Annotated in this window: 28 protein-coding genes; 10 read left to right on the top strand and 18 right to left on the bottom strand. The window is 57.6% G+C overall.

Annotated elements, in window-relative coordinates:
• The first annotated feature begins 13 nt into the window (after positions 1-13).
• Positions 14-463 (top strand): DNA polymerase III subunit chi, encoded by a 450-nt coding sequence (locus QRN55_RS10570; protein WP_284776676.1) that lies wholly within the window; start codon positions 14-16, stop codon positions 461-463.
• Between the two features lie 33 nt (positions 464-496).
• Entirely contained in the window at positions 497-1,525 is a 1,029-nt protein-coding gene (locus QRN55_RS10565) for a sensor domain-containing diguanylate cyclase (protein ID WP_284776675.1), read from the top strand.
• Between the two features lie 21 nt (positions 1,526-1,546).
• On the opposite strand, the gene QRN55_RS10560 is transcribed toward QRN55_RS10565, so the two are convergent.
• The 4 genes from QRN55_RS10560 to QRN55_RS10545 form a co-directional block, all read right to left on the bottom strand.
• Positions 1,547-2,473: a Gfo/Idh/MocA family protein gene (locus QRN55_RS10560; protein WP_284776674.1), complete on the bottom strand. Its 927-nt coding sequence runs from the start codon at positions 2,471-2,473 to the stop codon at positions 1,547-1,549.
• Between the two features lie 321 nt (positions 2,474-2,794).
• A complete protein-coding gene (locus tag QRN55_RS10555) occupies positions 2,795-3,637 on the bottom strand; it encodes a polysaccharide deacetylase family protein (RefSeq protein ID WP_284776673.1) in 843 nt (280 codons plus the stop codon).
• Positions 3,638-3,823: 186 nt separating this feature from the next.
• The gene (locus tag QRN55_RS10550) at positions 3,824-5,707 is read right to left on the bottom strand and encodes an ABC-F family ATP-binding cassette domain-containing protein (protein WP_284776672.1); all 1,884 of its coding nucleotides are present in this window, start codon (positions 5,705-5,707) and stop codon (positions 3,824-3,826) included.
• A 64-nt stretch (positions 5,708-5,771) separates the two neighbouring features.
• Positions 5,772-6,812: a GGDEF domain-containing protein gene (locus tag QRN55_RS10545; RefSeq protein ID WP_284776671.1), complete on the bottom strand. Its 1,041-nt coding sequence runs from the start codon at positions 6,810-6,812 to the stop codon at positions 5,772-5,774.
• Between the two features lie 222 nt (positions 6,813-7,034).
• On the opposite strand from QRN55_RS10545, the gene QRN55_RS10540 reads away from it, so the two are divergent.
• Together QRN55_RS10540 and ndk are read left to right on the top strand one after the other, a co-directional pair.
• On the top strand, positions 7,035-7,727 hold the full coding sequence (locus tag QRN55_RS10540; RefSeq protein ID WP_284776670.1) for a glutathione S-transferase family protein: 693 nt from the start codon (positions 7,035-7,037) through the stop codon (positions 7,725-7,727).
• Between the two features lie 100 nt (positions 7,728-7,827).
• Entirely contained in the window at positions 7,828-8,250 is a 423-nt protein-coding gene (gene ndk / locus QRN55_RS10535; RefSeq protein WP_042618581.1) for a nucleoside-diphosphate kinase, read from the top strand.
• Between the two features lie 312 nt (positions 8,251-8,562).
• Here the strand turns inward: ndk and QRN55_RS10530 are convergent, their stop codons facing one another.
• The gene (locus QRN55_RS10530) at positions 8,563-9,066 is read right to left on the bottom strand and encodes a hypothetical protein (RefSeq protein ID WP_284776669.1); all 504 of its coding nucleotides are present in this window, start codon (positions 9,064-9,066) and stop codon (positions 8,563-8,565) included.
• On the bottom strand, positions 9,063-9,614 hold the full coding sequence (locus QRN55_RS10525; protein ID WP_284776668.1) for a CGNR zinc finger domain-containing protein: 552 nt from the start codon (positions 9,612-9,614) through the stop codon (positions 9,063-9,065). The genes QRN55_RS10530 and QRN55_RS10525 overlap by 4 nt, the downstream gene beginning before the upstream one ends.
• Positions 9,615-9,672: 58 nt before the next feature.
• Here QRN55_RS10525 and QRN55_RS10520 point away from each other — a divergent pair, with 58 nt between their 5' ends.
• Positions 9,673-10,569: a branched-chain amino acid ABC transporter permease gene (locus QRN55_RS10520; RefSeq protein WP_284776667.1), complete on the top strand. Its 897-nt coding sequence runs from the start codon at positions 9,673-9,675 to the stop codon at positions 10,567-10,569.
• Here QRN55_RS10520 and QRN55_RS10515 read toward each other — a convergent pair.
• The 5 genes from QRN55_RS10515 to QRN55_RS10495 all read right to left on the bottom strand — a co-directional run bounded on the left by QRN55_RS10515 (position 10,566) and on the right by QRN55_RS10495 (position 14,789).
• Positions 10,566-11,033 (bottom strand): molybdenum cofactor biosynthesis protein MoaE, encoded by a 468-nt coding sequence (locus QRN55_RS10515; RefSeq protein ID WP_284776666.1) that lies wholly within the window; start codon positions 11,031-11,033, stop codon positions 10,566-10,568. The two genes, QRN55_RS10520 and QRN55_RS10515, sit on opposite strands and share 4 nt — an antisense overlap.
• 5 nt (positions 11,034-11,038) lie before the next feature.
• On the bottom strand, positions 11,039-11,293 hold the full coding sequence (gene moaD, locus QRN55_RS10510) for a molybdopterin converting factor subunit 1 (protein WP_284776665.1): 255 nt from the start codon (positions 11,291-11,293) through the stop codon (positions 11,039-11,041).
• Complete coding sequence (gene pgsA, locus QRN55_RS10505; RefSeq protein ID WP_233136284.1) at positions 11,293-11,880, bottom strand: CDP-diacylglycerol--glycerol-3-phosphate 3-phosphatidyltransferase; 588 nt, start codon at positions 11,878-11,880, stop codon at positions 11,293-11,295. Before pgsA ends, moaD begins: the two co-directional genes overlap by 1 nt.
• A 102-nt stretch (positions 11,881-11,982) precedes the next feature.
• Complete coding sequence (gene uvrC, locus QRN55_RS10500) at positions 11,983-14,025, bottom strand: excinuclease ABC subunit UvrC (RefSeq protein WP_284776664.1); 2,043 nt, start codon at positions 14,023-14,025, stop codon at positions 11,983-11,985.
• Complete coding sequence (locus QRN55_RS10495; protein WP_284776663.1) at positions 14,022-14,789, bottom strand: SDR family oxidoreductase; 768 nt, start codon at positions 14,787-14,789, stop codon at positions 14,022-14,024. The genes uvrC and QRN55_RS10495 overlap by 4 nt, the downstream gene beginning before the upstream one ends.
• A gap of 369 nt (positions 14,790-15,158) precedes the next feature.
• Here QRN55_RS10495 and QRN55_RS10490 point away from each other — a divergent pair, with 369 nt between their 5' ends.
• Positions 15,159-15,818 (top strand): outer membrane protein, encoded by a 660-nt coding sequence (locus QRN55_RS10490; RefSeq protein ID WP_284776662.1) that lies wholly within the window; start codon positions 15,159-15,161, stop codon positions 15,816-15,818.
• A 101-nt stretch (positions 15,819-15,919) separates the two neighbouring features.
• Here the strand turns inward: QRN55_RS10490 and QRN55_RS10485 are convergent, their stop codons facing one another.
• Positions 15,920-16,516, bottom strand: a complete 597-nt coding sequence (locus QRN55_RS10485; protein ID WP_284776661.1) for a glutathione S-transferase — start codon at positions 16,514-16,516, stop codon at positions 15,920-15,922.
• A 12-nt stretch (positions 16,517-16,528) separates the two neighbouring features.
• Entirely contained in the window at positions 16,529-17,263 is a 735-nt protein-coding gene (locus QRN55_RS10480) for a ribonuclease T2 family protein (protein WP_284777155.1), read from the bottom strand.
• A gap of 190 nt (positions 17,264-17,453) precedes the next feature.
• On the opposite strand from QRN55_RS10480, the gene QRN55_RS10475 reads away from it, so the two are divergent.
• Complete coding sequence (locus QRN55_RS10475; RefSeq protein WP_284776660.1) at positions 17,454-18,410, top strand: lysylphosphatidylglycerol synthase domain-containing protein; 957 nt, start codon at positions 17,454-17,456, stop codon at positions 18,408-18,410.
• Here the strand turns inward: QRN55_RS10475 and QRN55_RS10470 are convergent, their stop codons facing one another.
• The gene (locus tag QRN55_RS10470) at positions 18,411-19,256 is read right to left on the bottom strand and encodes a 23S rRNA (adenine(2030)-N(6))-methyltransferase RlmJ (RefSeq protein WP_284776659.1); all 846 of its coding nucleotides are present in this window, start codon (positions 19,254-19,256) and stop codon (positions 18,411-18,413) included.
• 17 nt (positions 19,257-19,273) lie between these two features.
• On the opposite strand from QRN55_RS10470, the gene QRN55_RS10465 reads away from it, so the two are divergent.
• Genes QRN55_RS10465 through QRN55_RS10455 form a run of 3 tightly spaced genes read left to right on the top strand, consistent with a single transcriptional unit; the run spans position 19,274 to position 22,706 of the window.
• Positions 19,274-21,472, top strand: a complete 2,199-nt coding sequence (locus tag QRN55_RS10465) for a molybdopterin-containing oxidoreductase family protein (RefSeq protein ID WP_284776658.1) — start codon at positions 19,274-19,276, stop codon at positions 21,470-21,472.
• A gap of 11 nt (positions 21,473-21,483) precedes the next feature.
• A complete protein-coding gene (locus QRN55_RS10460; RefSeq protein ID WP_284776657.1) occupies positions 21,484-22,080 on the top strand; it encodes an NUDIX domain-containing protein in 597 nt (198 codons plus the stop codon).
• A gap of 14 nt (positions 22,081-22,094) precedes the next feature.
• On the top strand, positions 22,095-22,706 hold the full coding sequence (locus tag QRN55_RS10455) for an NUDIX domain-containing protein (protein WP_284776656.1): 612 nt from the start codon (positions 22,095-22,097) through the stop codon (positions 22,704-22,706).
• Here QRN55_RS10455 and QRN55_RS10450 read toward each other — a convergent pair.
• The 4 genes from QRN55_RS10450 to purM form a co-directional block, all read right to left on the bottom strand.
• Positions 22,703-22,990, bottom strand: a complete 288-nt coding sequence (locus QRN55_RS10450; RefSeq protein WP_284776655.1) for a type II toxin-antitoxin system RelE/ParE family toxin — start codon at positions 22,988-22,990, stop codon at positions 22,703-22,705. The two genes, QRN55_RS10455 and QRN55_RS10450, sit on opposite strands and share 4 nt — an antisense overlap.
• Entirely contained in the window at positions 22,987-23,226 is a 240-nt protein-coding gene (locus QRN55_RS10445) for a type II toxin-antitoxin system ParD family antitoxin (protein WP_284776654.1), read from the bottom strand. Before QRN55_RS10445 ends, QRN55_RS10450 begins: the two co-directional genes overlap by 4 nt.
• A 66-nt stretch (positions 23,227-23,292) precedes the next feature.
• Positions 23,293-23,952, bottom strand: a complete 660-nt coding sequence (gene purN / locus QRN55_RS10440; RefSeq protein ID WP_284776653.1) for a phosphoribosylglycinamide formyltransferase — start codon at positions 23,950-23,952, stop codon at positions 23,293-23,295.
• Entirely contained in the window at positions 23,949-25,022 is a 1,074-nt protein-coding gene (purM, locus tag QRN55_RS10435; RefSeq protein ID WP_065698459.1) for a phosphoribosylformylglycinamidine cyclo-ligase, read from the bottom strand. The genes purN and purM overlap by 4 nt, the downstream gene beginning before the upstream one ends.
• Between the last annotated feature and the right edge of the window lie 93 nt (positions 25,023-25,115).

Raw genomic sequence — 25,115 nt, 5'->3', positions numbered from 1 at the left:
TACGGGCGTTTCGATGACAGACATACTGTTTTACCATTTGACGGAATCGAAACTGGAAGACGCCCTGCCACCGCTTTTGGAAAAGTCGCTGGAGCGTGGCTGGAAGGTCGCGGTCCAGACGGCTGGAGAGGCGCGTCGGGATGCTCTCGACGTTCATCTCTGGACGTTTCGTGACGATAGTTTCATGCCCCACGCCACCGACGCGTCTGACAGAGCAGCCAACCAGCCCGTCCTGTTGACGGCGACTGCCGACAACGCCAATGCAGCCAATGTCCGCTTTATCGTCGATGGTGCCGAACCTTCTGCTTTCGACGCCTATGAGCGCATCGTGTTCATGTTTGACGGTTATGATGCAGCCCAGCTGGAAGGCGCGCGCGCTCAGTGGAAGAAGCTGAAGGGCGAAGGCCACACGCTGACCTACTGGCAGCAGTCGCCGGAAGGCCGCTGGCAGAAGAAGGCATGAGGGCAGGGTACGCATGGGCGTGAGGGACGTTTGATGGGGCAAGAGACACCATTTTCCAAAGAGGAAGCCGCCCGCCTGATGGCCGTGCGCGAGATATTGCCGCTGGCCGACGCTCCCGCAGAAGAGCTAGCCGCGCTATCGGGGCTTGCCAGAGAGATGTTCGGCACCTCGCGGGCGGCTGTGCATATTATTGACGACCACTGGATGCACATCGTGCACCAGTCCGGTGAGCAGATCAGTGAATGCAGCAGCGATATTTCCGCCTGCAACGTGGTCGTCATGACGAACGAAACGGTGGTTATTCCCGACCTTTTCGGCGATCCGAAATGGAAGTCGATGCCCTATGTGGTTGCCAGCCCGAATATCCGTTTCTATGCCGGTACGCCCATCGAGCTTGAGCCGGGATTGGCGGTCGGAGCTTTCTGCCTGACGGATACCAAACCGCGTCAATTCGGCCCGGAGGAGCAGACGAATCTTCAACGGTTCGCGACGCTTGCTGGTGCACTGCTGAGATTGCAGCGCGCAAATTTTACTATGAGCCTTGCCCAGAGAGAGTTGCGCGACGCCGCAATGACCGACCCGTTGACGGGCTTTTATAATCGCAAGGCGTTGGAGCTACTGATCGACGCGCAATTGGGTGCGGAACTGCGCGATCACGGCACATTCGGTGCACTTTATCTGGATATGGATGGCTTCAAAGCTATCAACGATACGCTGGGCCATGCCGCTGGAGACCGCGTATTACAGGAATCAGCAGACCGTATCCGCGCATGTATTCGCACGCAGGATACGGTGGTGCGCATGGGAGGCGATGAATTCGCCATCTTCGTGCCGCGTCCGCAGGCGCCTGAAACGCTGGAGAGAATCGCCGAGCGTCTTTTGAACGCCTTCCGTGAACCCTTCGATATCGATGGCCATGGTGTCGTGGCCAATCTGAGCATCGGCGGTGCCATCGCGCCGCAAGCCGGCGCGGACCGTGCGGCGCTGTTGCAACGCGTCGATGAGGCGCTGTATCAAGCCAAAAAAGAAGGGCGCAACCGCTTCATCAGCCGCGCCCTCTAATATCTAACGTCGCGACGTCGATCAGTCGAAGAACGAATCGACGAACTTGTGGCGACCGAGAAGGAAGGCGTCGGCCACGTGGGTCAGCGGAGCCAGATCGACGTCGGATGTTGCAGCCTTGATGATTTCGGCGAAGCGTTCGTAAAGGGCAGGATATTCGCGCTCCGGCTCGGCCATTTTCTGGTCGCCATCGATAGAAAGCTTCGCGCCGCCTTCCGACAGGACCATCTGTCCGGCATCGGTTTCAGCAATGATGTCCCAGCTCTGCTTGCCGGTCTGGCGCCAATCGAATTCGGCATGGACCTGCAACTGCGTGACATCCGAAAAGCGGATGTCGGCAGCAATCGGCGCATCGCGGTTCTCAGGGAATTCCAGCGTTGCCTTGGTGATGAACAGCGCTCGCGGCAGAATGTGAGTGATGATCGACAGGGCATTGATGCCGGGATCGAACACGCCGAGACCACCCGCCTGCCAGATCCAGTCCTGATTGGGATGCCAGTGGCGCACGTCTTCTTTCCAGATGACATGAACGCTGTTGATTTTTGTCGAGGCGAGGAAAGACTTGGCGGCTTCTACGGCAGGTGCATAGCGGGAATGCCAGCTGGCAAACAGCGAAACGCCCTTGGATGCTGCCAGACGCGACAGGTCCTGCACTTCGGAAAGCGTGGCACCGGGCGGCTTTTCGAGGAAAACATGCTTGCCCGCGGTCAGCGCGGCATAGGCTGCGGTATAGCGATACTGCGGCGGCATGCACAACGAGACGGCCTGAACGTCCGGCACTGCCTCGAGCAGAGCTTCGATGGTGCCGTAGGACGGCACGCCATCCACAGTGCCGTGACGGCTGGCCGTGGCAACCAGGTCGAAATCCTGATTGGCGGCAATGGCTGGAAGGTGTTGATCGCGAACGATTTTACCGACGCCGACGATGGCGAGCTTGGTAGCTGACATGTAAGAAAACCCGTCTGAATGTTGCACTCGAATAATACTACTTAATCGAGTTCTAGCAGAAACATCGGAGTGGGCAAGGGTGGCAGCTACAGTACGATGCTACGGATTCTAAATGCTGGGGGGTGATATTATCCTCCCTCATTCCTGTGCTTGTCACAGGAATCCAGCCAGCCCAAGTCGTTGGGCTGAAAAGACTTCTCTCCGCCGCGCAGACGCGCGACGACTGGATTCCTGTGACAAGCACAGGAATGAGGAGAGTAGTGATCCTTGGCTTCTGTCGTCTACCGTGGCCAGCGCGAAGGGACTCCGCTTTTCTCCTCGTCAGTCCAACGAGGCGACAAGCAGCGGCTTATGGGCCGGTTTCTTGTAAATCAGATGCACCACCTTGTAGCCCTCGGCTTTCAACTGCGTCAGCAGAGCGGGCAACATGGTGGCGGTGCGTTTGTGGATGTCGTGCATGAGAATGATACCGCTGCCGCGATGGCGAAGCGCTGCCATGGTTCGCGAGGCGACAACTGCCGGAGAATCGGTGAAATAGTCCTTCGAATCGATCTGCACATCCATGATGACCATGCCGCGGTCCGATACCATATGGCGCAAACGCCCATTGTCCGCCAGATAAGGGAAGCGGAAGAACGAGGCGTCGGTATCCGTGGCCTTGGCAACCGCCATGGCGCCCTTCGAGACTTCCGCCAAAGCACGATCGAACGAAAGGCTGCGAAGATTGGGGTGACTGTAGGTATGGCTGCCGATGCTGTGCCCTTCGGCAAGTACCTTCTTGGCAATGGCCGGGTGCGCCTGTGCCATCTCGCCCACCATCAAAAACGTCGCCTTGACGCCGAATTCATCCAGTGTTGCCAGAATGCTTTCCGTCTTGCCCGGCACCGGGCCGTCATCGAAACTGAGGATCACTTCCTTGTTGGCAAGCGCAATGTCCTTGACCGATGACACGTAGATATCACGCCCGGCAAGGCCACCCGGATTGCGCGGACGCATCCATGCCGCTGGCGAGAGTGCGACGGGATCATGTGCCTTGAGCGATGAGCCTGCTGGCATCGTTGCCGCAAATGATGTCTTGAGCGAGCCATCGGGCTGGGGTTTGCCAGCACAGCTGGAAAGGCACGCGGCAACACATGCAGCGACGAAGAGGTGGCGAAAAACCATTGTGATTCTCGGAAAATGGACGAATTGAACTGCCGAGAATTTCGCTGATTATGGTTAACGCGTGGTTACTGTTTGCGAGGAGCTTATCACTCGCCAGTATACGCAAAGCTTTGTACGCGTGGGGTAGGGCATAGACAGGGTTGCCGCAAATGTATGTCAGCAGGCTTCAGGCCAGCTGATATAGTCTCAACCCGCCATAGCCTCTTCATACTCGCTGGAAAGCATCAGCCACTGTTCTTCTGCGTCTGCCAGTTTGCTGGCAGCTTCGCCGCGTTCCTTGACTTTCAGGGCGGCCTTGGCCGGAGCCTTCTCGTAAAGGGCTGGGTCTCCAAGCTCTTTATCAAGGGCCTGAATCAGCTTCTCAAGCTTTGCCGTCAAGGATTCGATATCGTTGATCTTTTTGCGAAGAGGGGCGAGCGAGGCGCGCTTTTCAGCGTTGGCCTTGCGTTGGTCCGCTTTTGAAGCGCCGTCTACGACGACTTCAATTTTTTCGTCTTTTTTTTTACCCGAGGATACAATGAGATCGCGATACTCATCCATATCGCCTTCGAAGGTCGTCACCGTGCCATTGTTGACGAGCCACAAGCGGTCGACGGTTGCTTCGATGAGGTGACGATCATGCGAAATCAGGATGACGGCGCCGTTATAATCGTTCAGCGCTTCGATGAGTGCGCGGCGGCTGTCGATGTCCAGATGGTTCGTCGGTTCGTCGAGGATGAGCAGGTTCGGTGCGTGGAACGCGGCGAGACCCATCAGCAGACGTGCTTTTTCGCCACCCGACAAGTCCTTGGCCGGGGTTGCCATCTTTTCCGTTGCCAGTCCCATCTGCGCCACGCGGGCGCGGACCTTGGCTTCCGGTGCCTGCGGCATCAGCTTGCGCACGTGCTCGACGGGGTTTTCTTCGGGAACGAGATCGTCCAGCTGATGCTGGGCGAAGAAGCCGATTTTCAGCGAAGGTGCCAGCCGCAGATCGCCGCTGTCTGGCGCGAGGCGACCGGAGATGAATTTGGCGAAGGTGGATTTACCGTTGCCGTTGGAGCCCAAGAGCGCGATGCGGTCGTCATTGTCGATGCGCAGATTAAGACCCTTGAGGATCGGCTTGCCCGGCTCGTAACCCACCGAACCGCTGTTGATGGCGACGATGGGCGAGGCGGGCTGCTTTTCCGGTTCCGGGAAGGTGATGGGCTGGACGTGGTCTTCGATGACGGAGGACACCGTGCCCATGCGCTCCAGCGCTTTCACGCGGCTCTGAGCCTGCTTGGCCTTGGAGGCCTTTGCCTTGAAGCGATCGATGAAGCTTTGCAGATGTTTGCGGGCCGCATCGTTCTTGACCTTCGCCTTGGTCTGCAACTCGTCAGCTTCGGCCTTCTGGCGCTCGAACTGGTCGTAACCGCCGCGATAGAAGGTCAGCTTCTTCTGGTCCAGATGCACGATGGCATTGACAGCGTTGTTGAGCAGATCGCGGTCATGGCTGATGATGATGACGGTGTAGGGATAGCGGCGGATGTAATCTTCCAGCCACAGGGTACCTTCAAGGTCGAGATAGTTGGTCGGTTCGTCCAGCAGCAGCAGGTCCGGCTCTGCAAACAGCACCGACGCCAGCGCCACGCGCATGCGCCAGCCGCCGGAGAAGGACGAGGCCGGGCGAAGCTGGGCATCTTGATCGAAACCCAGACCGGCCAGAATGCTCGATGCGCGGGCTTCGGCGGAGTGAGCATCGATATCGACGAGGCGCATCTGGATATCGGCGATGCGGCCCGGATCGGTCGCCGTCTCGGCTTCGAGCATCAGCGCGGCACGTTCCTTGTCGGCGGCCAGCACGATGTCGATGAGGCTTTCTTCCGTTGCCGGTGCTTCCTGCGCCACCTGGCCCATGCGGGCATTCTTGGGGATGGAAACCACACCCGTTTCAGCACCGAGATCGCCGGTGATGATGCGGAACAGGGTGGACTTGCCGGCGCCATTGCGCCCCACGAGCCCGGCCTTCGTGCCCGATGGGAGCGACACGGTGGCATGATCGAGGAGGAGGCGCCCGGCAATACGGGCAGAAACGTCTGAAATGGTAATCATGGCGCCGTTTTGGCCGAACTCACAGCCGAACGCAAGAGCGCGAAAGCCACAGTTCCAACCGCTTTTATCCGCCAATCTGCATCAAGTAACTGTTGCGGGAACGCTGGGCCACTTCGCGGCAATAGGGAATGACGCAATTGCGTGCGCCGCTGCGGGCCGCCAGAAGCGCCAGTTCGGCATGACCATAGAACTCGGCAGGGCTGACGGTGCTTTCCGAGGCGGCAACGCCCATGGAGACCGTCAAATGTTCGCCATCGCCTTCCTTGGTAGCAAAACGCAGGTTTTCCACGGTGTGGCGCAGGCGCTCGGCAATGCTTTGCGCGGTGCCCTGCGAGACGCCGGAAAACAGAAACGCGAAATCATTGCCGCCGATGCGGGCGGCGAAATCGTCTTTCTTGATCGATTTGCGAAACAGCGCGGCCAGACGACGCAGCGCCTTGTTGCCAGCGATGGTGCCGTACTTCTCGTTGATCTCGCGGAAGTGGTCGATATTGACGAGGACTAGGCAGGCGGATGCGCTGTGTTCGCTTTGAAACAGCTCGGCAAGCTTTGCCAGGAACGCAGCGCGGTTGGGAAGCGCGGTCAGCGAGTCCTTCAGCGACGCTGCCTGAAGCTTGCGGCTGCTGTTTTCCTGATCGCGGATTTTTTCCAGACCGTGGCGCACGAAGTTATGCAGGCTGGCCTGTTCGTGATGAATGTCTTCCAGCAGCTGGACGAGGTAATCTTGCGTCAACGGCGTGGTGGACTTCGCGGAAACCGATGCCAGCAGGGCTTCGGAACGGTCCAGTGCCGCAGAAAGGCGCACAGAAATCTGTTCGATTGTGGTGGCTGCTTCACTTGCGGCATGTGCCGCCGCCATGCGCGAAAAGCTCGGCAGATTGTGCTTTTGGCCGACCATGTCGATTTCGTGCTGTTGCGGAGAATTTCCCAGCGCCAGGATATCGCGGCCCATGGCGGCGTTGTGTCCGGCCAGAACCTCGAAGAAAAGCTCATAGTTTCGTGGCAACGGCGCAAGGTTCATTTTCGTAATGAACTGCGTAACCTTGGTGACGATGACGCCGCTTCTGGACGTATCCCGACTTTTGCTGCTGGTTGGTGTCGTCATGCCCCCGCATCCCCATACACTCGATATGCCGCTCTCGCCGCACGTCTGACGATTTCAGCATTCTATTGTTCAAGACACTTTAAAATACCATAAATGCCGGACAACAATTGCAAGTAGCGGCTGCATTCGATGGCGTGATGAGTGCCATGACATTTCATCATTTGATCATCGTGACTTCCGCTGATTTGATGAAAACAGTTTCACATGCGGGAAGGACCAGCCATGACATCCAGAACCCTCTATTCTCTTTGCGGAGCAGATGACGCCCGGCCATTTTCGCCTCATTGCTGGAAGACGGTTTTATCGTTGGCGCACAAAGGGCTAAATTTTGAAGAGCGTCCGCTCGCATTCACCGCCATTCCCGGCGTGGAAAACGGCTATTCCAAAACGGTGCCGATCTTGCGAGATGGCGATCAACTGGTGAAAGACAGTTTTGAAATCGCACTGTATCTGGACGAGGCCTATCCCGACGCGCCATCACTTTTCAATGGGGAGGGCGGCAAGGCTCTGGCCCGTTTCGTCGAAAGCTGGTCGCAGACCCAGCTTCATCCCGCCATCGCCAAATTTGCCGTTTTGGATATTCACGACATATTGGACGAGCAGGACAGGGTCTATTTCCGCGAAAGCCGCACCAAGCGTTTTGGCCGGACGCTCGAGGAGGTAACTGCCAATCGTGACGCCGAGATTGCGGCGTTTCCGGCAAAGCTGGAACCGATCCGTAGCATGCTGACCTTCCAACCGTTCATTGGTGGCGATAGCCCGCTGTTTGCCGATTACATCGTTTTCGGTGCACTACAATGGGTCCGCATCATCTCCGGCGTGGACATGTTCGCTGACAAGGACCCCGTGCGCGACTGGTTCGAGCGGTGCCTTGATCTGCACGGTGCAAGGGGACGAAGTGTGACAGCGGCGTGAAATGTGACACCGGACATGTCAAATCCGGTAGTCCCCCTTGTTTTCGGGCCTTCGGGCGGGTAAACACCGCCCACTTTCTCCAAGGACAAGGAACAGACACATGGCGATTGAACGCACATTTTCGATGATCAAGCCTGACGCGACCAAGCGCAACCTGACCGGCGCGATCACCAAGGTATTTGAAGACAACGGCCTGCGCATCATCGCATCCAAGCGCGTCTGGATGAGCAAGCGCGAAGCAGAAGGCTTCTACGCTGTTCACAAGGAACGTCCTTTCTTCGGCGAACTGGTTGAAGGCATGACATCCGGCCCGACCATCGTTCAGGTTCTGGAAGGCGAAAACGCAATCCTCAAGAACCGCGAAATCATGGGTGCAACAAACCCTGCCAACGCAGACGAAGGCACGATCCGCAAGCAGTTCGCGCTGTCCATCGGCGAAAACTCTGTTCACGGTTCGGATGCCCCTGAAACCGCAGCTCAGGAAATCGCCTACTGGTTCGCAGAAACCGAAATCGTCGGCTGATTCAGTTTTTGAAGCGGCGGAATCTTTTTGTGAGATACGCGCTTTAAGGTGATGATGCGAATTGGAAAACGGGGCCGAGAGGCTCCGTTTTTTTGTGCGTGCGTTGGTGGGCGTTTTGCCGTGTGGCTTGCCCCCCTCTGGCCTGCCGGCCATCTCCCCCACAAGGAGGGAGATCAGCTGGGCGCGAACACCTACTTCCATCTCGACGTTGGAGATGGCCGAGTGGCCGCCACGAGTCGATCTCCCCACCTGTGGGGGAGATGGCCGGCAGGCCAGAGGGGGGTGAGCCACACGGCAAAACGCCAACCAATTTCAGCGAGCAGGACACCCAGAAACCGGCGCCATATCCGTACTCCCATCCGCCTTAAACACCTCCGGGTTGGGCGTATAAAGCGGCCCCACCACTAGCGGCTTGGCGGGCAGCATCGATTGATCGGTATCGGACGTAATGCTCGTGTTTATCGTCTGCATCACATGTCCGTCCGGCGCTTTCAGGCGGATCGTCACCTGATAGGAACGGCCTTCTTTCACGCATTCGACTGGCGGGCTTTGCAGCACGATTTTCGGACTTTTGGGAAACAGCCGTTCCGTCACGGCGAATGCTCCACCGCCACGGGGATTTTCAAAGCTGGCTTCGATGCTGCTTCCTTCCCTGATAGGCGCAGTCGGCTGTAGCGTTACAAGATAAGTCGCGGTGGCCACACGATAATTGAAGACGAACATGCGACCGGACACGCTGACGATTTCTCTTTGCTCCTCACGCTGGCAGGCTGTGAGCAGGAGAGTGGCAGTGAGGAGAATGGCGACCGTCTTCATGACGCCGTTTCCTTCTTGCGCCTGTAATGCTTGGCCGCTTTCTGGCGATTGCCGCAGACCGCCATGTCGCACCAGATGCGGCTGCGGTTCTTGCTGCGGTCGATGAACAGCCACCCGCAATGGCCGCAAATCCGCAATCGCGTGCGATCCGGCCCTGCCATGAGGTTCAGCACGGAGCGGGCGGTTGCGGCTTCGAGGCTGTGTTTGTAAGGCGCGTTTTTGAGGGCCTTGGCAGAGGCGGTCAGAAGGGCGGCCAGCAGGTTGTTTTCGTCCTGTCCCGTTTCGATCAACTGGCGGAAATAGCGGTCGGTCGCTTCGCGCAGTTCGATCAGATTTACTCGGTTTGTGGCAGAGGGTGGGGCAAGGGCAGGGAATATGTCCCGCTCTGCCGATAGCCGGGCCGCTGCCTCGCAAAAACTGTCCATCTGTTCCGATACAGCAAAGCGATCCACGGATTTCTCGTTGTCGAAGCGCAGGATGACGCTGTTGGCGACATCGAGCGCCAGTGCACCTCCGACAAAACGATGTGGCGTCCAGACAAAATTCATGATGTAAATATAACCGACAAAGCATATTTTACCAGTTATAAATTTGAAAGGCGGGGGTATGGCGTATTTCATGCAGCAGTTGCTGAACGGATTGCCGGTGGCTGCGCTCTATGCCGCGCTCGCCTTCGGTTACGCCATCGCCTTCTCCATCACCAAGCGCGCAGATGTGACCTATGGCGCCATCTTTGCGTTCGCTGGTCTCACATGTCTGCTGTTTGCGGATTTCGGCTGGAATGAGTTGTGGCTGATCCTGCCCGCCACGCTGGCACTCGGGGCTGTCGCAGGTATTTCAGGCGGGCTCTGGGCTGGGCTCTTTATCGGCAGGGCAGTGATGCGCCCATTGTCGAAGGCGTCTCCAAACGCGGTCACCGTGGCATCCATCGGCGCGCTGATTGCGCTGATGGAAAGTGCGAGGCTGGCAGCGGGGACGCGGTCCCTATGGCTACCGCCTTTTCTGAATGAGCCTCTTTACGTTTGGCGAAGCCCGGATTTCGGCGTAACCATCACGCCGATGCAGCTTGTCAATTCGACAACCATGGTTGCGATGGTGGCGGTCGGCTACACGATATTGCAGACATCGAACGTTGGAAGACGATGGAAGGCTGTCTCGGAGGACGCCCTCGCCGCGTCGCTGCTTGGCGTCGATGCGGGACGGGTGTTTCTAGGGGCCTATGTCGTCGCCGCGCTCTTCGCTTCCATCTGCGGTGTGCTGGCGACATTTTATTACGGCAATATGGATTTCGGTGCCGGGCTGGCCTTCGGCCTGAAAGTGGTGCTGATTTCGGCGGCAGGTGGTTACAGTAGTCCCCTGAAATGCGCAGCCGGAGCAGCCGCGATTGGCTTTGCCGAAACATTCTGGGCAGCGTACGGCCCGGTGACATGGCGCGATACAGCGGTCCTGTCGATGTTAATTGTGTGGCTGGTCATCACCAGAAGCGAGCGGGAAGCGCCTTAGCGCCACTTATCTTCGGCAGCACTGTCTGCATCCTTGGCGGATATCCAGTCACCGGCCGTGCCATCCCTGCCGTGCTCTTTCTTCCAGAAAGGGGCAGAGGTCTTGAGGTAATCCATCACAAAGTTCGCGCCGTCGAAAGCCGCTTGCCGGTGCGTAGACGCGGCGATGACGAGAACGATGGTGTCGCCCGTCGCGATCTTGCCGTAGCGATGGATGGCCGTGAAGCCGAGGAGATCAAAGCGCTCGATTGCTAGATTGGCAATGCGCAGCATTTCGGCTTCCGCCATGCCGGGGTAATGTTCGAGTTCCAGAGCGGATAGTGTGCCACCATCATCGCGGCATAGGCCGGTGAAGGTGACGACGGCGCCGATCGCGAGGTTGCCATCCGTCAGACGCTTTGCTTCCAGCGCGGCGTCGAACTCCTGCTGCTGCACACGGATTGTGGGGGTAATTGCAGCAGTCATGGCCGTCAGCCGCCAGTCATTGGCGGGAAAATGCCGATTTCACGAGCGCCGACAATGCTCTCATCGTGGTCGATATGTTCCTGATTGACGGCGACACGGATGACATCGGGAAATGCGAAGGCAGCCTCGTACTCGTCGCCGCGTGTCGTCAGGTACTGGACCAATTCACCGGCGGTCGTCACATCAGCAGGAAGCTCCAAATCCTCTTCTGACTTGCCGATCCGCTCCCGCACCCAGGCGAAATAGACGATATGGACCATTATTCCGCATCCACGATGTGTTTGAGGCCAGCCCTGAAGTAATCGTAGCCGGTGTAGATGGTCAGCGCCGCAGCGACCCACAGAAGGGTGATGCCGATTTCCGTTGTGTAGGGCAGGACCTGATCGCCAGCCGGGCCCGCCAGAAGAAAGGCGATGGACACCATTTGGATCGTCGTCTTCCACTTGGCGATCTGTGTGACCGGCACAGAAACCTTGAGTGCGGCGAGATATTCGCGCAGGCCGGAGACCAGAATTTCACGGCAAAGAATGGTGATGGCGGCCCAAAGCGACCAGCCGGCAATGGTACCATCGGCAGCCAGCAGCAACAGCACGGATGCAATCAGCAGTTTGTCGGCAATGGGGTCCAGCATGCGCCCGATATTGGATGTCTGGTTCCAGATGCGGGCAAGATATCCATCGAGAAAATCGGTGAGCGAGGCGATGATGAACAGCCACAGCGCTGTCCACCGGGCAAAATCCGAACTTTCGAGCTTCCCCTCCACGAAGAAACACAAAACGATGACCGGTACGGCCAGAATGCGGCCATAGGTCAGAAGATTGGGGATGTTGTAGGTGCGCGAAGCCATGGGGGAAACCTGTCAGTCGATATGGAACGTTGATGCAGCCCTAAGCAGCAAGCGTCAACACCCTATTATGTTTTTTTGCGGGTGCGGCCCGAAAGCGTGGCCTTACTCTCGGCCACTCTCATGGAAGTGATTGTAAACCTGCCTCGCCACCGTCTCGGAAATACCGCCCACCGCCATCAGGTCGCTCAGCGCTGCGCGCGACACAGCCTTTGCCGTGCCGAAATGTTGCAGCAGCGCGCGCTTACGACCGGGGCCGATGCCACTGATTTCATCCAGCGGGTTCTTGACCAGTTCCTTCTTGCGCCTAGCACGGTGCGAGCCGATGGCAAAACGGTGCGCTTCGTCGCGCATGCGCTGGATGAAATAGAGAACCGGATCCCGTGGCGGCAGTGAAAAATCGCTGCGCGTATCGGTAAAGAACCGCTCGCGGCCCGCATCGCGGTCCACGCCCTTGGCAACGCCAATGGCCGTCACGCAATCGCGGATGCCGAGCTCTTCGAGAATCGTGCGCACAGCCGTCATCTGGCCCTGACCACCATCGATCAGAATGACATCGGGCCATGCGGGGAAGGGGATGTCAGCGGCATCCTCTGGCGCAACAGTCTGCGTTCGGTCCGGTCGTCCCTCTTCTTTCAGCAGCCGCGAAAAGCGCCGTGTCATGACTTCGCGCATCATGCCGAAGTCGTCGCCGGGGGTGATGTCGGTCGATTTGATGTTGAACTTGCGGTAGTGAGCCTTGGTGAAACCATCCGGCCCCGCAACCACCATGCCGCCCACGGCATTCGTGCCCATCATGTGCGAGTTATCGTAAATCTCGATGCGGCGCGGCACGTAGGGAAGGGCAAAGGTTTCGGCAAAGCCTTTCAGCAGCCGAGCCTGAGACGATGTTTCCGCCAGCTTGCGGCCATGCGCCTCACGTGCGTTGCCGAGAACATGGGCGACAACATCCTTTTTCTCGCCCCGTTGCGGCACCGAGATCGTAACCTTGTGATTAGCCTTTTCGCTGAACGCGGCGGCCAGAAGCTCCTGCTCCTCGACAGTCTCCGACAGGAAAATCTGCTTTGGAACAGGCTTGTCATCGTAAAACTGCGCCAGAAAGGCACTCAGGATTTCCGAGCCCGGCAGTGATGGGTCGGCCTTGGGGAAATAAGCGCGGTTGCCCCAGTTCTGGCCCGTGCGGAAGAAGAACACTTGAATGCAGGACACGCCGCCTTCGTGGTGGATGGCAAACACATCCGCCTCATCGATGCTCGCCGGGTTGATGCCCTGATGGCTCTGGACGTGCGAGAGCGCAGCCAGCCGGTCACGGTAGACGGCGGCCCGTTCGAAATCGAGGTCTTCGGAGGCCTCGTTCATCTGCGAGGCGATGGTGGCTTTCACGCTCTGGCTTTTGCCGGAGAGGAAGTCCTTTGCCTCTTTGACCAGTTCCGCATAGCCGTCATCGCTGATCTCATGGGTGCAAGGCCCAGAACATCGCTTGATCTGGTGCAGAAGACAGGGGCGGGTGCGCGATTCGAAGACACTGTCGGTGCATGTGCGGATCAGGAATGCGCGCTGCAGCGAGTTGATCGTGCGGCCCACGGCGCCAGCCGATGCGAAGGGGCCAAAATAGTCGCCCTTGCGTGCCCGTGCGCCACGATGTTTGAAAATGGCAGGTGCGCGATTATCCGCCGTGATAAGAATGTAGGGGAAGGACTTGTCGTCGCGCAGAAGCACGTTGAAGCGTGGACGCAATCGCTTGATGAGATTGGCTTCCAGCAACAGCGCTTCGATTTCCGTGCGCGTCGTCACGAACTCCATATGCGTGGTCACCCGCACCATCTGACCGATGCGGTTGGAGTGAAACCGGCCCTGCGCATAATTGCTGACGCGCTTCTTCAGCGAGCGCGCCTTGCCCACATACAGCACATCGCCCGCATCGTTGAACATGCGGTAAACGCCGGGACTGTTGGGCAGATGTTTGACGAACTCACCGATGAGATCCATGCCCTTGAGGCCGGATTCGTTTTTCCAGCCTGCATTCCAGTCCATGGATGCGGCGGCGTATTCCCCGACCACATCAGTGACAGGGGAGGCTACGTCGTCTTCATCTTCTTCATTATCATCGAAGAGAATACCGCCATCGGGCAGCTTCTTTCCGTTCATTCAGGTATCTCCGCGACGTCAGGGGTTTCCCAGCCGAGGTGCTGGCCCCCGTCGAGTGCGATCATCTGGCCGGTGATCGACGGGGTGTCATATAAAAAGCTGATGGTTCGACCGAATTCGTCCGGTCGTGGCCCACGCTTTAATATAAGGGCGTCGATCTGCGCCTGAAAGTCCTCAGGCTCCTGTCTTTCACTTTTAAACGATGGACCGGGGCCGATGGCATTCACACGAACACGCGGCGCAAAGCTCTGCGCCATGGTTTTCGTCGCTGTCCACATCGCGGATTTGGACAGCGTGTAGGAATAGAAACGTGGCGTCAGCGCCAATACGCGCTGATCGATGATGTTGACGATCAGACCGGACGCATTCTCGGGCAGTTGCCGTAGTAGCGCAGCGCCGAGAATCGAGGGCGCGCGGACATGGACGGCGAAATGGGCATCGAAAGCAGCGCTATCGAAGGTCTCCGCACTGTCATGACGGAAGACGGAGGCATTGTTGACGAGAATTCCGATAGGGCCGAGCGCCGAATTCGCGACCTCCATGAGTTTTTCCGTCGATGCCGAATCTTCCAGGTCCGCCTGGATAACGGCAGCTTTGCCGCCGTTCTGCCTTAATGTGTTAGCGAAATCCTCCGCCTCACCCAGCGAGGAGCGGGCATGAATGCCGATCGCAAAGCCTTCTGCCGCAAGGAATTCGGCGATAGCGCGCCCCATGCGGCGGGCGGCTCCGGTAATCAGTACGGTCTTGGGTATATTCTCGTTCAAAGCCGACCTGCATCCTACCTTCTTGGTTTTCCACACCCGATATAAAGCGAAAGCGCAAGATTTGCCCAGAGCGACTGTCATTTATACAGAATTACGCCCTGACGTTTCATGCCAAGTAATTTGATTTAAATACCTGTAAAATTGAAGTATTCTTATCTTAACCGGTCATTATCCTTAATAAATTTTTGTGTCATTTTAGCAACGTCCCATTTCTGTCACGTCGTTGCCCCAATCAATTCACATTTTGGCTGTGTGATCTCCTCAATCACCAATCATTTTGATCATCAGTCGGGCAAGGGAACAAACTGTTTTACACCGCGTTTGGGAACAAGTGTTTGAGCACCCCGCGGGTATGAAAAGGAGAATAGCATGCGTACTATCGTTGCAACACTCATGGCGAGCACAATGGCAGCTGCGGCGTTTTCGGCAGCACACGCAGCCGACGCTGTGAACGAAGTGCCGCAGGCACCTGTCGCTTACGAGCAGCCAGCGCCTATCAGCAACTGGTCTGGCGCGTACCTCGGTGCGACTGCCAACTACGACTGGGGTCGTTTCACCGGTAACGGCGGCGATCGTGATGCCGACGGCTTTGGCGGTGGTCTCTACGGCGGTTACAACTGGCAGAGCGGCCAGCTGGTCTACGGTGCGGAAGCTGACGTCAACCTCGGCGACAACAAGGGTTCTGCTGGAACCGGCAACCTCGGCGAGCCTCTCGACGGCAAGCAGGGCGTCAACGGTTCGATCCGTGCCCGCGTCGGTTACGACATGAACCCGTTCCTGCTGTACGGTACAGGCGGTCTGGCGATTGCTGACCAGAAGGTTAGCAATTCCACGTCCAGCGACAACGCAACAGCGCTCGGCTACACAGTCGGTGCCGGTGTAGAAGCGATGGTGACCAACAACATCACTGCTCGCGTTGAATACCGTTACAGCGATTACCAGGACAAGGACTTCAGCCTCGATACGGGCTCCGTATCTCGCGGCTTCGACGATCACAGCGTGAAGGCTGGTATCGGCGTAAAGTTCTAATCCTTACCGAGATTAAAGTGAAAAGCCGGGGTTCGCCCCGGCTTTTTGCGTTTTAGGTGGCCGCATCTCTAGACACGTTGCCAGAAAATTCGCGAGCTGCTTTAAGCAGGGGTCTTCATCTCCGCGTAGTCCTTGAAGCGTTTGCCGAATTTTTCAGGCCACTGGGCCAGAGACTTGCGCCCTTCGGCCCATTCGCCTGCGAAACGCAGGTCTAGGTAGCCGATCATGGCGGCAAGCGCGAAATGGCCACCGTGCAGATTCTTCCCCGTTTTCGGCAGGTTCGCATTGAGGTAGTCCAGCCCGCGCACGACCTTGCTCCATTGCTTGTCGATCCACGGCTGATGGACCTTGTCCTCCGGGCGCGTGCGGCGCTCGTAGACGATGGCCAGCAGACAATCCATGATGCCATCGCACAGCGCCTCAAGAATTTCCGCCTCGGTGCGCTTTTCGCTCTTTTTCGGGTAGAGCTTGTTGCCAGAGAGGCGGTCTAGATAATGCATGATCGCAACGCTGTCATAGACAGGACCACCGTCATCGAGCAGTAGGACCGGAATTTTCCCGAGTGGATTGTTGTCCATCAGTGTTGCCGGTTCGGCGCTGGTGTCGACGCGGACATCGGTAATGCCGATGTCGAGATAGCGAGAGGCCATGCGAACCTTGGCGGAGTAGGGCGAGGCGGGCGAATAAAGTAATTCCATTGATGTTGACCTTTAAGGCTGGCTGATGGGTAAGATTTCAGTGGAGCTTGCGCGGCAACCCCTTCGGTCCACCTCCGGGCAATCGCGAAAGCTCAAGTCCTTGTTCATGCAAATACGAACCTCTTCCAGCTTCGGCCCTTCGCAACTGATGGCGATGCCGCGTTTTGAAAGGCCTGGGTTGGATGAAACGAAGGCGGTCTCGATCGCATCTGCCGAAAGCGTCTGACTGCTAGTGCCGGAAGCGATGTTACCGGGAAGGGTGATGCGTTCATAAGCCGCGCGACTCGTCGTGAGATAGTCTTTCTGCGAAAGCCCGCTGCACGTACCGTGCTTGCGCCACTGATGGCCGATGAGACCCATGGACGGCATGATATCGAACAAATCGCGCCCCAATGCTTCCGGCACGCGCTCATCACGATCCTTGCCGCAGAATTCTGGGTAGCCCTGCTCGTTCTGAGGCCAGAGCCCGTGGACGATGAAGCCGTATCTACGATTCGTCCCACATTGCTGGCGGCTATTTTTACCGGCATCGCTGGCGCAAAATGCCGGTGACCATGATAGCGACAGAACGTAGAAGTCGAAACCGGAACCTTGCACCGGCTGCGCCGTTCGTGTTGGGGAGGGTAATTTAGAAGATACGCTTATATTGCTCTGAGATGGTTCCCAGGCATGGCCTCCCATCATCATCCACCCAGCGGCGGCAAGTGAAAGCACGCCAAGAGCGATAAAGCCGGCATATTGTTTCATCGGCTCAGATGTCTTTCCACTGGATGATGACGAAGTCTTGATCGTTTGTTGGGTTTTATACCATCTCGCGCCTGTGGCAAACAGGCGTCCGAAAAATGAAACATAGGTTGAAACGGAGCTTGTATAACGAATAAGCTCTACGCATCCGGGGCATTGCTGCCGGAAGAGGAGTAAGCCCGGGCATGTCCGCATGAAATTGAAGAAATACATCTGGCCAGTCGTCGGGGCGGCAACAATCGGATTTTCCGTCTGGTTGCTCTACAGGGAACTTCAGCACCTTTCACTCGACGACGTCTGGGATAGTCTCGCCGCCATCGGCACACATGACTGGGTGATGTCTGGTGTTTGCACGCTCGTCGCATACGCAGCCCTCGCTGGTTATGACCGCATTGCCCTTCAGCACCTCAAACGCAAGGTCGGCTGGCTCTTCATCACGCTCACCTCCTTCACCACCTATGCATTGTCTCACAATGTCGGCGGATCGGTGTTTTCAGGTGCCGTCGTGCGATACCGGGCGTACACTTCAAAGGGGCTAAGCGTGCCGGAAATAGGCGTGCTCGTTGCTCTCTGCTCTTTCACATTCGTCATCGGCACCATCATGCTGATCGGCCTCGTGCTCGTTTATGAGCCCGACATCACCGAACGCTTCGTGAATGTCCTGCCGGTCGAGGCGTCGCGGACGACAGGGTTCATCCTGCTCGGAATCGTCGGGCTTTACGTCCTGGGGAGCCTGCTCAAGCTGCGACCGCTGAAGCTTGGGTCGTTCACGCTGTTTTACCCGGCACCGCGTCTCGTCATTCAACAACTGATCATCGGCCCGATCGAACTGCTGGGCGCCGCCGGTATCATTTATTACGCGCTGCCGGAGGTCGGAAATCCCGGCTTCATGGTCATCCTTGGCATATTCCTGATATCATTTTCCGCAGCGTTGATTTCCCACGCGCCTGGCGGCCTTGGTGTGCTGGAACTGGTCTTCGTCACCGGCCTGCCGGACATGAACCCGGCAGATGTCATCGCAGCGCTTCTGGTGTTCCGCCTGTTCTACCTCATCATTCCCTTCGTCATCGGCCTGTTCATCATCCTCTTTTTCGAGAGATCACAATTGGCCGCTGCGGAAAGGGAAGAGCAACGTCTGGAGCAGAAGTAACTATTCGCCCTGTAGCCAGAACGCTCTGTGCGAAGCGTAGCGATCCTGCGCCATGATGGTCTTCAACACTGGAAGCAGCGTGTGTAATTCGTCCTTCAGGGTGAAGGGTGGGTTGACGATGATGAGACCGGAGCCGCTGAGGCCTTCCAAGCGGTCGCTGCGCACCGATAGTTCCGCGCACAGCATCTTCGGAATTTCGTAGGATTGAAGCAGTTCGTGAAATTCCTTGATAGGCGCGCCTTTTTTCAGCGGATACCACAGGCAATACGTCCCCGTCGCAAAGCGGCGATAGGCCTTGTGAAAACCTTCGGCCATGCGCGCATATTCATTCTCTTTTTCAAACGGCGGATCGACCAGCACAAGGCCACGCTTCTCCTTTGGCGGTAAATGCGCGCCCAGCGAAAGCCAGCCATCCAACTCCGTCACACGGGCCTGATAATCGCCCTCGAACAGGCGTGCCAGCGCCCGGTAGTCATCCGGGTGCAGCTCCATGGCTGACAGACGGTCCTGCGGTCTGAACAGCATGCGGGCTAGCTTCGGAGAGCCAGGATAATATTGAAGGCCACCCTCCGGGTTCAACTCCCGCACTGCCATGAGATAGGGCTCCAGCAGATCGGCGACCGCAGGCGGCAGGTCTGCCTCCAGAAGCTTGCCGATGCCGGTCTGCCATTCGCCGGTTTTCTGCGCCTCGTCGGACGAAAGGTCGTAGAGACCGATGCCGGCATGGGTATCCAGTACCCGGAAGGCTTTATCCTTGTTCTGCAAATAGCGAACGAGCCGTGCCATGACGGCGTGCTTGAGAACATCGGCAAAATTGCCTGCGTGATAGATATGCCGATAGTTCATGCGCGCCGATGCCTTTTATGAATATTCTTGATGGTCGTCACTTGGCCCTTTTGGCCGCATTGCCTTTGCAATATACAAAAGCAATGAATGATGCGACCCCGATTTCCGCCAAAGCCGTGACTGGTGCTGTCAGCATGGGCCACACCGTCTGTCCCCACGACTGTCCGAGCGCCTGCGCGCTGGAAGTGGATATCAACGCGGATGGTCGGATTGGCCGTGTGCGCGGGGCCAATGCCAACACCTACACCGCTGGCGTCATCTGCGCCAAGGTGGCGCGTTACTCCGAGCGTATTTATCATCCGGGACGATTGCTGACCCCAAAGCGCCGCAAGGGCGCCAAAGGCGTAGGCGACTGGCAAGAGATTGGCTGGGATGCCGCTCTCGATGAAGTCGCCAATGCGTTCGTAAAGGCGGAAGCAAAGCATGGTGCCGAGGCCATATGGCCGTATTTCTATGCGGGCACGATGGGGCAGGTGCAGCGCGATAGCATCGAGCGGCTTCGCCACGCCAAGAAATATTCCGGTTTCTTCGGCTCCATCTGCACCAACATGGCCTGGACGGGTTACGTCATGGGCACGGGCGCGCTACGCGGCCCAGACCCGCGCGAGATTGCAAAGGCCGATGTCGTCGTCATCTGGGGCACCAATGCCGTTGCCACGCAGGTCAACGTCATGACCCACGCGATCCGTGCCCGCAAGGAACGTGGCGCGAAAATCGTGGTCGTGGATATCTACGACAATCCGACCATGAAACAGGCGGATATGAAACTGATCGTGCGCCCCGGCACGGATGCGGCTCTCGCTTGTGCCGTGATGCACATCGCCTTTCGCGATGGCTATGCCGACCGCGCCTATATGGCGAAATTCGCGGATGATCCTGCTGGGCTGGAAGCGCATCTTGCATCAAAGACACCGCAATGGGCCGCAGGCATTACGGGGCTTTCGGTCGAAGAAATCGAAGCTTTCGCAAAGCTCGTTGGCACCACGCAGAAGAGCTTCTTCCGTTTGGGCTACGGTTTTGCCCGTCAGCGTAACGGCGCGGTGGCCATGCATGCGGCCCTGTCCATCGCCACCGTGCTGGGCTCCTGGCAATATGAGGGCGGCGGTGCGTTTCACAACAATGGCGACATTTTCCGGCTGAACAAGGCGGAGCTGATGGGCACGGCCTATGCCGATCCCGATGTGCGCCAGCTCGACCAGTCGCAGATCGGTCGTGTGCTGACCGGAGACGCCGAGGCTCTGCGTTACGGCGGGCCGGTAACAGCACTGCTGATCCAGAACACCAACCCGGTCAATGTCTGCCCCGAGCAGCGGCTGGTAAAGCAGGGTTTCCTGCGCGATGATCTTTTCGTGGCCGTGCACGAGCAGTTCATGACCGAGACAGCAGAGCTTGCCGACATCGTGCTGCCTGCCACCATGTTCCTCGAACATGACGACATCTACCGCGCTGGTGGCCAGAACCACATTCTGCTCGGCCCCAAACTGGTGGAGCCGCCGGACACCGTTCGCACCAATCTCTTCGTGATCGAGGAACTGGCCAAGCGCCTCGGTGTGGCTGACATGCCGGGTTTCGGCATGACGGAGCGCGAGCACATCGATCTCATTTTGAACCCGGGCGGTTGGGGCGATTTCGACAGTCTTGCCGAAGAAAAATGGATCGATGCGCAGCCACCGTTCGAGGTCGCGCATTATCTCGAAGGCTTCGGATATGCTGACGGCAAATTCCGCTTCAGCCCGGATTGGCAGAGCGGTCCATCCCCCAACAAGCCGCCGAAAAATGTGCCCGTCATGGGGCCGGTGGCGGAATTGCCGAAATTCCCGGATCAGGTCGATGTCATCGAAGTGGCCGATGCCGAGCATCCGTTCAGGCTGGCGACATCACCCGCGCGCAACTTCCTGAACTCCACATTTGCCGAGACGAAGACGTCGGTTCAGAAAGAGGGCCGCCCGGAGCTGATGATCTGTCCCGCTGATGCTTCGCGTCTTGGTATTGGCGACGGCGATATCGTACGCATCGGAAATCAGCGGGGCGCGCTCCGCATACATGTTAAGATCGTCGAGGGTGCGAGGGCAGGTGTTCTCATCGCTGAGGGATTGTGGCCCAACAAGGCGCATCTGGATGGAGAGGGCATCAATGTGCTGACGGGTGGCGACGCGGTTGCCCCGTATGGAGGCGCAGCTTTTCACGACAACAAGGTTTGGCTTCAAAGGCAATAGCAGGATTTGGAATGCAGAAATTTGATGACGTAAAAATTGAAATTCTCAAAGACGAAACGCTTTCGAAAAACTGGTACCACCTTCGCAACATCACCTACAATTACACCAACTCCAAGGGTGAAACCAAAACGCTGAAGCGCGAAGCTTATGATCGCGGCAACGGCGCAACTATTTTGCTCTACGATCCCCTGATCGATAGCGTGATTCTGGTTCGACAGTTCCGGGTTCCAACCTATGTGAATGGCTATCACGGCTGGTTGCTGGAAACGCCCGCAGGCCTGCTGGACGGAGACAACCCGGCAGATGCTATCGCCCGCGAGGTGATGGAAGAAACGGGCTATAAGCTGCGCGACACGCGCTTCCTGTTCAAGTCCTTCATGTCGCCGGGTTCGGTCACGGAAGTGCTGCACTTCTTCGCCGCGATTGTCGACGCCTCTGACAAGGTGGAGGAGGGCGGCGGTGCGGTGCATGAAGACGAAGACATCGAAGTCGTCGTCATTCCCTTGGCGGACGCCATGAAGATGATCGAGGATGGTGACATTTGCGACGGCAAGACCATCATGCTGCTGCAATGGGCTGCCCTGAACAAGGCTGCTCTCACAGCCTGAAAATGGAGTTTCCGATGAACGATAAGCCGAAATTGTCAGTGACTGAGGATGAGGGCCGCGTGCGGCTCATTACGAAGGAAACAGTCTGGAAGCGTTTCGTCCATCTGCAAACACTCGTGTTCGACCAGACGATGGCGGACGGGCGGGTCGTCCGTCTGAACCGCGAAGTGCACGACCACGGAAGTGCCGCAGCAATTTTGCTGTTCGATGCCGATAAGGATGCCGTCGTTCTGGTTCGCCAATTTCGGCCTGGCGCTTTCGTTAATGGTGACCCGAGTTTCATGCTTGAGGTCCCGGCAGGTCTGACCGATGGAGACCACCCCGACGAAGCGATCCGCCGCGAAGCGATGGAGGAGACCGGCTATGCCGTACAAGAGGTGCAATATCTTTTCGACATCTACGCCAGCCCCGGCACATTGACGGAGAAGATCGGTCTTTTTTACGCGCGGATCGATCTGGACGAAAAAGCGGGCGAAGGCGGCGGGCTTGAGACGGAAGGTGAAGATATCGAAGTCATCTCGGTGCCGCTCGATAAGGCCTTCTCGATGATCGCCACCGGCGAAATTACCGACGCCAAGACAATCATTTTGCTGCAATGGGCAATGCTGAACCGCGAGCAACTCTAAAGGCGTGTCAAACTCATGCGATGATGGAGAATACGAACGACTTCGATGGCTGCGTTGGTCTCTCTGAAAAATACGGTGTGCGAGCCGACAATGGTCTTGCGGTAGTGTTTTCTTATGGACTCTGCGGATTGTGAGATGGTTGAGCCATCAGCTAGGCCTTCAACGGCTTTTTGTATCGCTGTGATATAGACTTCAGCTTGATTGATGCCCCAATTATCAACGGTGTAGTCCCAGATCCCCTCGATATCAGATCGAGCTTTCGGGGTAAGAAGGAGCGCTTTCATCCCGGTTTTTTCTTGCCGCAAACGAATTCACGGAAGTCAAACGGTACAGCGTCGCCGGATTTTTCTCCTTCGATCAACGCAGCCCGGAGATGGCTAAGCTCAGCCTCCCGTTCTTCAAGAAGCCGCAGACCTGCACGCAAGACCTCGCTGGCAGACGCGTAGCGACCATCTTCTATCTGTTGCTCGATAAACGCATCAAAATGATCATTGAGATTGACGGACGTGCTTTTTCCCATCACTTGCTCCTGCTTTATTCAGATAATGTACCAAAGATTGGTAGAGCTTGAAACAGGATATTCAGGTCAGGCGGAAATCAGCTGTTGTTCCGCATCACATGCATCCTGCCTGCGCACGACCTTGCCACCCTCCATCCGCACCACACCTTTAGCCAAAAGCTTGAGTGCCAGCGGATAGAGTTGATGTTCGATGGCCAGCACGCGTGCTGCGAGGGTGTCAGGCGTGTCATCCAGAAGGACTGGCACCGCAGCCTGCCCAACGACCGGACCTTCGTCCATGCCTTCGGTCACGAAATGGACCGTGCAGCCCGTGATCTTCATACCGCTTTCGATTGCGCGCTCATGCGTGTGCAGGCCCGGAAAAAGCGGCAGGAGGGAGGGGTGGATGTTGATGATGCGGCCCTCATAGGGCGCGATAAACTCCGCGGAGATGAGCCGCATATAGCCGGCAAGGCAGATGATGTCGGGTGCGATTTCGCTCAGCGCCGCCAGAATGGATTGCTCGTGTTCGACCTTGCTCGCATAGGTCTTGCGCTCGAAAACGAGTGTGGGAATACCAAGGCTCTGTGCCTTTGCAAGCCCCCCCGCCGTCGCCTTGTCGGAGATCACGCAGGCGATTTCGGCCGGAAAATCAGGTGCCTCACACGCCTGCGCCAGCGCCATCATGTTGGAGCCGCTGCCGGAGATGAAAACGACGACGCGTTTGCGGGCAGGGGCGGTGCTCATAGGCCGAGCGTGCCTTTGTAGATGGTGCCGTGCCCATCTTCTGCACGCGCGACCATGCGGCCCAGTGCGAAGACGGTTTCGCCTTCCGCTGAGAGCGCATCCGTAACCGTCTGGGCGTTTTCTGCGGAAACCACGACGATCATGCCGACACCGCAGTTGAAGGTGCGCAGCATTTCATTCGGAGCAACGCCGCCGGTCTTCGCCAGCCATGAGAAGACTGAGGGAACCTTGATGGCGTCGAGGTCGATTTCAGCGGCCAGATGCTTCGGTAGAACGCGCGGAATATTCTCGGGAAAGCCGCCGCCGGTGATGTGTGCGAGCGCCTTGAGTGCGCCAGTCTCACGAATGGCTTTCAGGAGAGGCTTGACGTAGATACGCGTCGGCGTCAGCAGGGCTTCACCCAACTTCTTGCCTTCTGCGAAGGGCGCAGGGGCATCCCAGCCGAGGCCGGAGAGCGAGACGATCTTGCGAACCAGCGAAAAGCCGTTGGAGTGAACGCCGGAGGATGCGAGACCGAGAATGACGTCGCCTTCGGCAATGTCGCCTGCGGGCAGCAATTGGCCGCGTTCGGCAGCACCGACTGCAAAGCCTGCGAGGTCGTAATCCCCTTCAGAATACATGCCCGGCATTTCCGCCGTCTCGCCACCGATCAACGCACAACCGGATTCAAGGCAACCGGCAGCAATGCCGTTGACGATAGCAGCGCCTTGGTCGGGATCAAGCTTGCCTGTTGCGAAATAGTCGAGGAAGAACAGCGGCTCGGCGCCCTGTACCACGAGATCGTTGACGCACATGGCGACGAGATCGATACCGACAGTGTCGTGGTAATCGGCGTCGATGGCGATCTTGAGCTTGGTCCCAACGCCGTCATTGGCGGCGACGAGAACCGGGTCCTTGAAACCAGCGGCCTTCAAATCGAACAGACCGCCGAAGCCGCCGATTTCGCCATCCGCGCCGGGGCGGCGGGTCGAACGAACGGCTGGCTTGATCTTTTCGACCATCAGGTTTCCGGCGTCGATATCCACACCTGCATCGCTGTAGGTAAGACCGTTCTTGCCTGGCTCGCTCATGGCTGTCGTCTCCACTGGTTCCATTTGGCGTCGCCATTCGCATGAGACGGGTGACGATGCAAGTATGAGCGCGTCAAAAGGCATGTTTTTCAC

The organism is Agrobacterium sp. lyk4-40-TYG-31 (genome assembly GCF_030209855.1).
GTDB lineage: Bacteria > Pseudomonadota > Alphaproteobacteria > Rhizobiales > Rhizobiaceae > Agrobacterium > Agrobacterium vaccinii.
The sequence above is the reverse complement of the archived record's forward strand: the minus strand, read 5'-3'. Positions and strand labels throughout refer to the sequence as shown.

Bases quoted from the DNA above. Each gene is read 5' to 3' on its own strand.
- QRN55_RS10455 (WP_284776656.1), top strand. From the start codon at position 22,095: ATGAACGATAAGCCGAAATTGTCAGTGACTGAGGATGAGGGCCGCGTG.
- QRN55_RS10540 (WP_284776670.1), top strand. From the start codon at position 7,035: ATGACATCCAGAACCCTCTATTCTCTTTGCGGAGCAGATGACGCCCGG.
- QRN55_RS10465 (WP_284776658.1), top strand. From the start codon at position 19,274: ATGAATATTCTTGATGGTCGTCACTTGGCCCTTTTGGCCGCATTGCCT.
- QRN55_RS10530 (WP_284776669.1), bottom strand. From the start codon at position 9,066: ATGAAGACGGTCGCCATTCTCCTCACTGCCACTCTCCTGCTCACAGCC.
- QRN55_RS10485 (WP_284776661.1), bottom strand. From the start codon at position 16,516: ATGGAATTACTTTATTCGCCCGCCTCGCCCTACTCCGCCAAGGTTCGC.
- QRN55_RS10490 (WP_284776662.1), top strand. From the start codon at position 15,159: ATGCGTACTATCGTTGCAACACTCATGGCGAGCACAATGGCAGCTGCG.
- QRN55_RS10525 (WP_284776668.1), bottom strand. From the start codon at position 9,614: ATGAATTTTGTCTGGACGCCACATCGTTTTGTCGGAGGTGCACTGGCG.
- QRN55_RS10545 (WP_284776671.1), bottom strand. From the start codon at position 6,812: ATGACGACACCAACCAGCAGCAAAAGTCGGGATACGTCCAGAAGCGGC.
- ndk (WP_042618581.1), top strand. From the start codon at position 7,828: ATGGCGATTGAACGCACATTTTCGATGATCAAGCCTGACGCGACCAAG.
- QRN55_RS10520 (WP_284776667.1), top strand. From the start codon at position 9,673: ATGGCGTATTTCATGCAGCAGTTGCTGAACGGATTGCCGGTGGCTGCG.
- pgsA (WP_233136284.1), bottom strand. From the start codon at position 11,880: ATGGCTTCGCGCACCTACAACATCCCCAATCTTCTGACCTATGGCCGC.
- QRN55_RS10570 (WP_284776676.1), top strand. From the start codon at position 14: ATGACAGACATACTGTTTTACCATTTGACGGAATCGAAACTGGAAGAC.
- QRN55_RS10475 (WP_284776660.1), top strand. From the start codon at position 17,454: ATGAAATTGAAGAAATACATCTGGCCAGTCGTCGGGGCGGCAACAATC.
- purN (WP_284776653.1), bottom strand. From the start codon at position 23,952: ATGAGCACCGCCCCTGCCCGCAAACGCGTCGTCGTTTTCATCTCCGGC.
- QRN55_RS10480 (WP_284777155.1), bottom strand. From the start codon at position 17,263: ATGAAACAATATGCCGGCTTTATCGCTCTTGGCGTGCTTTCACTTGCC.
- QRN55_RS10470 (WP_284776659.1), bottom strand. From the start codon at position 19,256: ATGAACTATCGGCATATCTATCACGCAGGCAATTTTGCCGATGTTCTC.
- QRN55_RS10450 (WP_284776655.1), bottom strand. From the start codon at position 22,990: ATGAAAGCGCTCCTTCTTACCCCGAAAGCTCGATCTGATATCGAGGGG.
- QRN55_RS10515 (WP_284776666.1), bottom strand. From the start codon at position 11,033: ATGACTGCTGCAATTACCCCCACAATCCGTGTGCAGCAGCAGGAGTTC.
- QRN55_RS10555 (WP_284776673.1), bottom strand. From the start codon at position 3,637: ATGGTTTTTCGCCACCTCTTCGTCGCTGCATGTGTTGCCGCGTGCCTT.
- QRN55_RS10560 (WP_284776674.1), bottom strand. From the start codon at position 2,473: ATGTCAGCTACCAAGCTCGCCATCGTCGGCGTCGGTAAAATCGTTCGC.
- QRN55_RS10565 (WP_284776675.1), top strand. From the start codon at position 497: ATGGGGCAAGAGACACCATTTTCCAAAGAGGAAGCCGCCCGCCTGATG.
- QRN55_RS10460 (WP_284776657.1), top strand. From the start codon at position 21,484: ATGCAGAAATTTGATGACGTAAAAATTGAAATTCTCAAAGACGAAACG.
- QRN55_RS10445 (WP_284776654.1), bottom strand. From the start codon at position 23,226: ATGGGAAAAAGCACGTCCGTCAATCTCAATGATCATTTTGATGCGTTT.
- moaD (WP_284776665.1), bottom strand. From the start codon at position 11,293: ATGGTCCATATCGTCTATTTCGCCTGGGTGCGGGAGCGGATCGGCAAG.
- uvrC (WP_284776664.1), bottom strand. From the start codon at position 14,025: ATGAACGGAAAGAAGCTGCCCGATGGCGGTATTCTCTTCGATGATAAT.
- purM (WP_065698459.1), bottom strand. From the start codon at position 25,022: ATGAGCGAGCCAGGCAAGAACGGTCTTACCTACAGCGATGCAGGTGTG.
- QRN55_RS10550 (WP_284776672.1), bottom strand. From the start codon at position 5,707: ATGATTACCATTTCAGACGTTTCTGCCCGTATTGCCGGGCGCCTCCTC.